We start from the raw sequence: 6,668 nt of genomic DNA on the forward strand, positions 1-6,668 counted from the left end.
GCCCCGGAGTCGAAACTCCGGGGCTTTCGCCTAGTAGCGGGAACAGGATTTGAACCTGCGACCTCTGGGTTATGAGCCCAGCGAGCTACCGAGCTGCTCCATCCCGCGTCGTAAACACCACTGTACACGCCACGGCACGGATGACGAAATCGGTTTCTGATCAGCCGAAATGTATCCCCTGGGCCAGCGGGAGCTCGGTCGAGTAGTTGATGGTGTTGGTGGCTCTGCGCATGTAGGCCTTCCACGAATCGGACCCGGATTCGCGCCCGCCGCCGGTGTTCTTCTCGCCACCGAACGCGCCGCCGATCTCGGCCCCCGATGTCCCGATATTGACGTTGGCGATGCCGCAGTCGGAGCCGGCCAGGAACCGTTCGGCCTCGCGCTGGTCGAGGGTGAAGATCGACGAGGAAAGCCCCTGCGTCACATCGTTGTTGAGCGCGATCGCGGCGTCGATGTCGTCGTAGGTGAGCACGTAGAGGATCGGCGCGAAGGTCTCCTCGCGCACCAGCTCCGTCTGCGCGGGCATCCGCACCACCGTGGGCCGCGCATAGTAGGCGTCGGGGCCGACCAACTCGATGCGCTCACCGCCGCAGACGATCTCGCCCCCCTCGTCCACGGCGCGTGAGAGCGCCTTCTGCATCGAGGTGAACGCGCGCTCGTTGATCAGCGGCCCGACCAGCACGCCGTCGTCGAGCGGATTACCCACGCGCAGTTGGTCATACGCCGCCGCGAGCCGGTCGACCAGCTGATCGGCGATCGACCTGTGCACGATCAGCCTGCGCAGCGTGGTGCAGCGCTGACCCGCCGTCCCCGCCGCGGCGAAGACTATCCCACGCACCGCCAGCTCCAGATCGGCGCTCGGCGCGACGATCGCGGCGTTGTTGCCGCCCAGTTCCAGCAGGCAGCGGCCGAACCGGCCCGCCACCCGCGGCGCGACCACACCACCCATCCGCACCGAACCCGTGGCGCTGAGCAGCGCGACCCGCGAGTCGTCGACGAGCGCCTCGCCCACCGCGGCGTCACCCTGGATCAGCTGGTGCACTTCGGGATCCGCGCCCACCTCGACGGCGGCGCGACGCAGCAGCGTGTGACAGGCCAGCGCGGTCAACGGCGTGGTCTCCGACGGCTTCCACACCACCGTGTCACCGCAGACCAGCGCGATGGCGGTATTCCACGCCCATACCGCGACCGGGAAGTTGAACGCCGAGATCACGCCGACGACGCCGAGCGGATGCCAGGTCTCCATCAGCCGGTGACCCGGCCGCTCGGAAGGCATTGTCGCGCCGTAGAGCTGGCGGGACAGTCCGATCGCGAACTCGCAGACGTCGATCATCTCCTGGACCTCGCCCAGCGCCTCCGGCCCGATCTTGCCCGCCTCCAGGGTGACCAGTTCGGCGAGCTCACCCTGATGCGTGACCAGCAGCTGGGCCAGTCTGCGCACCAGCGCCGCCCGAACCGGGGCGGGCACGGCGCGCCACGCGTCGAACGCGACGGCGGCCCGGCCGATCGCGGCATCGACCTCGGCGGGCGTGTCAGCGGTCAGCGGCAGCAGGATGCCGCCCGAGATCGGCGTGCGCGCGAGCAAGGAGCCGGGCTCGGGCACGCTCGCGCCGAGGCTGTGCAGCAGGGCCCTGGCGCGCAGCGCCAGCTGCTCGGAGAAGTGCTCGGTCACGGTCTGGGTCATCGCTGCTCACCTTCTGCTGTTTGGTACGGCTCACGGAAAAGTTCGGTGGAATTCGGTGGGGGAACAGAAAGAAGTTTTCCCCGCGCGACCCCCGTGCTGCGTTAGCCTTCGCTGATGGCGGATACACCGGCTAGACCCCAGCTCGACGATATCGACCGACTATTGATCAAAGAACTGATGAGCGATGGTCGCGCTACGTTGTCGAACCTGGCGGAGAAGGCCAGCCTCTCGGTCTCGGCAGTGCAGTCGCGGGTGCGCAGGCTCGAAGCGCGCGGGGTGATCCGCGGGTACGCGGCGCATGTCGATCCCGAAGCGCTCGGCCACCTGTTGTCGGCGTTCGTCGCGATCACTCCTCTCGACCCGTCCCAGCCCGATGACGCGCCCGCCCTGTTGCAGCACATCCCCGGCATCGAGGCGTGCCACTCGGTGGCCGGCGAGGAGAGCTACGTCCTGCTGGTCCGGGTCGCCTCGCCGCGGCACCTGGAACAGCTGCTGCAGGAGATCAGGGCCACCGCCAACGTGCGGACGCGCAGCACCATCATCCTGCAGACATTCTATGACAGGTAACGATTCCTCGTAATAGTTCCGCGATTCCGTAGAGGTTCCGTAAATATTTGCGTACCCTCGGTTTTGTGACCATCGAACTGGAGCGCCCCGGCGCGGCGGTCACCCCCGCCAACCGGGTCCACGAAATCCTGTCCTCGCACATCCTCGCGGACGGCTTCGAACTTGTGCTCGATCTGCACAAGTCGCACGGCCGCACGCTCATCGACGAACGTGACGGCACGGCCTACCTCGACATGTTCGGCTTCTTCGCCTCCAACGCGCTCGGGATGAACCATCCCGCGCTGGCGGACGACGAGCGCTTCCGCGCCGAACTGGCCACCGCCGCGCTGAACAAGCCGAGCAACTCCGATATGTACACCGTGGAGATGGCTCGCTTCGTCGAGACCTTCGTCCGCGTGATCGGCGATCCGCGGCTACCGCATCTGTTCTTCATCGACGGTGGTGCCCTCGCCGTGGAGAACGCGCTGAAGGTCGCGTTCGACTGGAAGAGCAGGCACAACGAATCACACGGCCGCTCACCGGAACTCGGCACCAAGGTGCTGCATCTGACCGGGGCCTTCCACGGCCGCAGCGGCTACACGATGTCGCTGACCAACACCGACCCGATCAAGACCGCGCGCTTCCCGAAGTTCGACTGGCCGCGTATCGAGACGCCGCACACCCTGGCAGGCCCCGACATCGAAGCGCTCGAAGCCAGGGCCATCGCGCAGGCCGCGCAGGCCTTCGCCGACTACCCACACGACATCGCCTGCTTCATCGCCGAGCCGATCCAGGGCGAGGGCGGTGACCGGCACCTGCGCGCGCAGTTCCTCGGCGCGATGCAGCGGCTGTGTCACGACAACGACGCGCTGTTCGTCCTCGACGAGGTGCAGACCGGCGTCGGGATGACCGGAACCACCTGGGCCTACCAGCAATTGGGGCTGGAGCCCGATGTGGTGGCGTTCGGTAAGAAGACCCAGGTCTGCGGCGTCATGGCGGGCGGGCGGGTCGACGAGGTGCCCGACAATGTCTTCCGGGTGAACTCCCGCCTGAACTCCACCTGGGGCGGCAACCTCACCGACATGGTGCGCACCCGGCGCATTCTCGAGGTGCTGGAACAGGAACGGCTGATCGAGAAGTCGGTGGCGCTCGGGGCCTACCTGCTCGACCAGCTCGGTCAGCTCGCCGCCGCGCATCCGGACAAGGTGAGCGAGCCGCGCGGGCGCGGTCTGATGTGCGCGATCACGCTGGCCAGCCACGATCTGCGGGATCGGGTGGTGACGGCGATGCGGGAGCGGCAGCACGTGTTGTTGCTGGGGACCGGGGAGCGCGGCATCCGGTTCCGTCCGCCGCTGACGGTCACCGAGGAAGAACTCGGGCAGGTCGCCGATGCGTTCGATGCCGTGCTGACGCGAGAACACGGGTAACTCGTCGGGTACGGGCTGCGTCGGCGGCTGCATTGCCGCCGGCCGCCCGTATTGCCTTGGTAGCGCCTGAGTCTGGCTGAAATCGCGGAGAGGCGGGATAGCTAGCTTTTCGCTGTCGCAGCTTCTAGGCTTCGCATCCATGTCATCCGGATGTCAGTACGGCATGGAACGGTGCTGCGCATGAACCGCCGAACCGAGCGAATCGGACAAATTGCTACCGCCTTGCTGCTCGCCGTTACGGCCGGCTGTTCGAACAGCGAAGCCGTGACGGTCGAGCAGCCGACAGCGGCGCCCACGTCGACCACCTCGCCGACAGCCATGCCGCCGCACATGACCGACCTGCTGCCCGGGATGCCGCCGCCGCTCTCGCCCACCGACATCTACTCGGCCAACCGGGAACTCAGCCCGTCGGTCGCCGATCACCGGCCGCTGGTCTACGTGCCCAACAGCAAGTCCAACACGGTGACCGTGATCGACCAGAACACCTTCCAGGTGCTCGACACGTTCTCCTCGGGCGGTTCCGAACCCCAGCACGTGGTGCCGTCCTACGACCTGCAGACCCTCTACGCCACCAACGATCTGCCGATCGGCGGCGGCAGCCTGCTGCCGATCGACCCGCGGACCGGAGCGCCTGCGGGACCGGCTTTTCCGGTGCGCGACCCGTACAACATGTATTACACGCCGGACGGCAAGTTCGCCCTGGTCGTCGCCGAGGCGGACAAGTCGCTGGACTTCTACGATCCGGTGACCTGGCAGAAGCTGCACGCGCTCGCGGTGCCCGAGTGCGCTGGCGTCGACCACATGGACTTCACCGCGGACGGGCGCTTCGCCCTCGCCAGTTGTGAATTCATCGGGCGGATGGCGGTTTTCGATGTCGCGCAGCGCACGCTGATCAAGATGATCGACCTGCCGGGCGGGCGCGGCGGGATGCCGCAGGATGTGAAGCTCTCGCCCGACGGGCACGTCTTCTTCGTCGCCGACATGATGGCCGACGGCATCTACACCTTCGACGCGCACACCTTCGTCAACACCGGCTTCATCCCCACCGGCACAGGGACGCACGGGCTCTACGTGACGCGTGACTCCAAGCAGATGCTGATCACCAACCGGCACGAGGGCAGCATCTCGGTGTGGGACTTCGGCACCAACGGGCTGGCGCACAAGTGGTTCATCCCCGGCGGCGGCAGCCCGGACATGGGCAATATCTCCGCCGACGGGCGGGTGTTCTGGGTGTCGGGCAGGCACAACAACGAGGTGTACGCGGTCGACATCGTCAACTGGAACCTGTTGGCGCGCATCCCCGTCGACCACGGACCGCACGGGTTGACGGTGTGGCCGCAGCCGGGGCGCTACTCCACCGGGCACACGGGGGTCATGCGCTAGCGGGTGACGCCTGCCGTGATGGCACCATGTGCGAATGCTCCAGATGTTGTTCGTCGGGGCCGTGCTCGGTCTCGTGCACTGGCTGTTGTACCGGCGTTTCGCGGTCGCCCCCGGTCTCGGCGTCGCCGCGCGCCGGGCCGCCGCGATCGCGCTCGTGCTGCTGTGGATCCCGCCGTTCGTCGCGGTCGGCGCGGGAAACGCCTTCTCGCCGCGGCCTGTCCGGCCGATCGTCTGGCTGGGTGAGGTCTGGCTCGCGGTCCTGTTCTACCTGGGGATCGGGCTGATCGCGATCGGGCTCGTGCTTCTCGTGGCTCGCCTGCTGAAGTACCAGGACCGGCGCAGGCTGATCCGGGTGCTGTCGGCGGTGGTGATCGTCGCCGCCGTCGGCACGGTCTCCTATGGCGTGGTCGAGGCGAACCGGCCGCGGGTGGTCGAGGCCGAGCTCACCTTCGCGCAGCTGCCGCGTGAGTTCGACGGTCTGCGCGTCGTCGTGGTCGCCGACATCCATGTCGGCGCCGCACGTGGCGCGGATTTCACCCGGCGGGTGGTCGAGCTGGTCAACGAGCAGCAGCCCGATGTCATCGCGCTGCCGGGGGATCTGCTCGACGGTGCGGTCGAATACGTCGGCGCCGACATCGACCCGCTGGCCGGACTGCGGTCGAAGTACGGGAAGTTCGTCGTCGCGGGCAATCACGAAGGGTATGTGAACCGGCCCGACAGCTGGCTCGACTACTACGACCGGTTGGGGCTCACCTCGCTGCGCAACAGCCGCGCCGCCGTGACGGTCGGGGGCGCGTCCATCGACATCGCCGGGGTCTACGACTTCGACGCCACCGATCCGGCGCCCGACGTCGCGGCCGCGCTGGCCGGGCAGGATCAGGGCCGGTTCACCGTGCTCCTCGCCCACCAGCCGTTGCAGGGGACGGTGGCCAGCGAGCACGGCGTGCGGTTGCAGCTGTCCGGGCACACCCACGGCGGGCAGATGTGGCCGCTGATGTATCCGGTGAAGTGGATCAACGGCACCGTCGCCGGTCACAGCCGGGTAGGCGAGATGCAGATGTTCACGACCCGCGGTGTCGGTGCGTGGGGACCACCGGTCCGGGTGGGCGCACCGCCGGATATCGCGGTGGTGACGTTGCGCGCGGGCTGACGCGGTCGGGATCGCCTCTGGGCGGGGCCGATTCGGCCGTAGCTCAGGCGGGGACGGCGGTCAGTCCCAGCGCGCCTGCGACGAAACGGTGGACCGAGGCCAGGCCGGCTGCCAGCGCCTCGTCCTCGCCGGGGCGGGCCCAGCCGGTGATGGTCGCGGTGTCGTCGGGTCCGGGCGTCACGCCGATCTCGGCGACCAGTTCGGCCGTCGTCGGCACGCAGACGGCCCAGGAGAAGTGGGACTCGTCGGCCCACTGAGCCGAGCGTGTGGCCACGTAGCCGGGATCGGTGATGCCGCCGTCGGCCAGGGCAGGCCGGTCGTCGATGCGCTCGTCGGCCCGGAGAGCGCGCAGGTACCAGGCGCCGGCGTTGATCTCGATCGGTTCCACGCCAGCAGTGTATTTGGAGCGCTGGCGCGCTCGAGTTCGCGGCCCTTCCGGTCCCGTCGGTCAGGCACCGGTGCTTGCTCCTTCGTCGCC

Annotated in this window: 6 protein-coding genes and 1 tRNA gene; 4 read left to right on the forward strand and 3 right to left on the reverse strand. The window is 68.0% G+C overall.

The genetic code is table 11. The annotated features are described in order from the left end of the window. Positions 1 to 34: 34 nt before the first annotated feature. Both ACWF9G_RS34130 and amaB read right to left on the reverse strand, forming a co-directional pair. Positions 35 to 108, reverse strand: a tRNA-Met gene (locus tag ACWF9G_RS34130). Positions 109 to 160: 52 nt separating this feature from the next. Next, positions 161 to 1,684 carry an L-piperidine-6-carboxylate dehydrogenase gene (gene amaB / locus ACWF9G_RS34135; RefSeq protein ID WP_452520349.1) on the reverse strand — a complete coding sequence of 508 codons (1,524 nt, stop codon included), beginning with the start codon at positions 1,682 to 1,684 and terminating at the stop codon, positions 161 to 163. A 114-nt stretch (positions 1,685 to 1,798) separates the two neighbouring features. Here amaB and ACWF9G_RS34140 point away from each other — a divergent pair, with 114 nt between their 5' ends. The 4 genes from ACWF9G_RS34140 to ACWF9G_RS34155 all read left to right on the forward strand — a co-directional run bounded on the left by ACWF9G_RS34140 (position 1,799) and on the right by ACWF9G_RS34155 (position 6,190). Next, positions 1,799 to 2,251, forward strand: a complete 453-nt coding sequence (locus ACWF9G_RS34140; protein ID WP_071926582.1) for an Lrp/AsnC family transcriptional regulator — start codon at positions 1,799 to 1,801, stop codon at positions 2,249 to 2,251. Positions 2,252 to 2,316: 65 nt separating this feature from the next. Then, positions 2,317 to 3,657 carry an L-lysine 6-transaminase gene (gene lat / locus ACWF9G_RS34145; protein WP_452520351.1) on the forward strand — a complete coding sequence of 447 codons (1,341 nt, stop codon included), beginning with the start codon at positions 2,317 to 2,319 and terminating at the stop codon, positions 3,655 to 3,657. A gap of 180 nt (positions 3,658 to 3,837) precedes the next feature. Beyond that, entirely contained in the window at positions 3,838 to 5,040 is a 1,203-nt protein-coding gene (locus ACWF9G_RS34150; protein ID WP_452520353.1) for a YVTN family beta-propeller repeat protein, read from the forward strand. A gap of 34 nt (positions 5,041 to 5,074) precedes the next feature. Further along, the gene (locus tag ACWF9G_RS34155; RefSeq protein WP_452520354.1) at positions 5,075 to 6,190 is read left to right on the forward strand and encodes a metallophosphoesterase; all 1,116 of its coding nucleotides are present in this window, start codon (positions 5,075 to 5,077) and stop codon (positions 6,188 to 6,190) included. A gap of 43 nt (positions 6,191 to 6,233) precedes the next feature. Here the strand turns inward: ACWF9G_RS34155 and ACWF9G_RS34160 are convergent, their stop codons facing one another. After that, positions 6,234 to 6,578, reverse strand: a complete 345-nt coding sequence (locus ACWF9G_RS34160; RefSeq protein WP_452520355.1) for a hypothetical protein — start codon at positions 6,576 to 6,578, stop codon at positions 6,234 to 6,236. Positions 6,579 to 6,668 lie beyond the last annotated feature (90 nt).

It is taken from the genome of Nocardia sp. NPDC055029, from assembly GCF_053608525.1.

Excerpts from the sequence above, each read along its gene's own strand:
- ACWF9G_RS34150 (WP_452520353.1), top strand. The coding sequence starts at position 3,838 with ATGAACCGCCGAACCGAGCGAATCGGACAAATTGCTACCGCCTTGCTG.
- amaB (WP_452520349.1), bottom strand. The coding sequence starts at position 1,684 with ATGACCCAGACCGTGACCGAGCACTTCTCCGAGCAGCTGGCGCTGCGC.
- ACWF9G_RS34140 (WP_071926582.1), top strand. The coding sequence starts at position 1,799 with ATGGCGGATACACCGGCTAGACCCCAGCTCGACGATATCGACCGACTA.
- ACWF9G_RS34155 (WP_452520354.1), top strand. The coding sequence starts at position 5,075 with ATGCTCCAGATGTTGTTCGTCGGGGCCGTGCTCGGTCTCGTGCACTGG.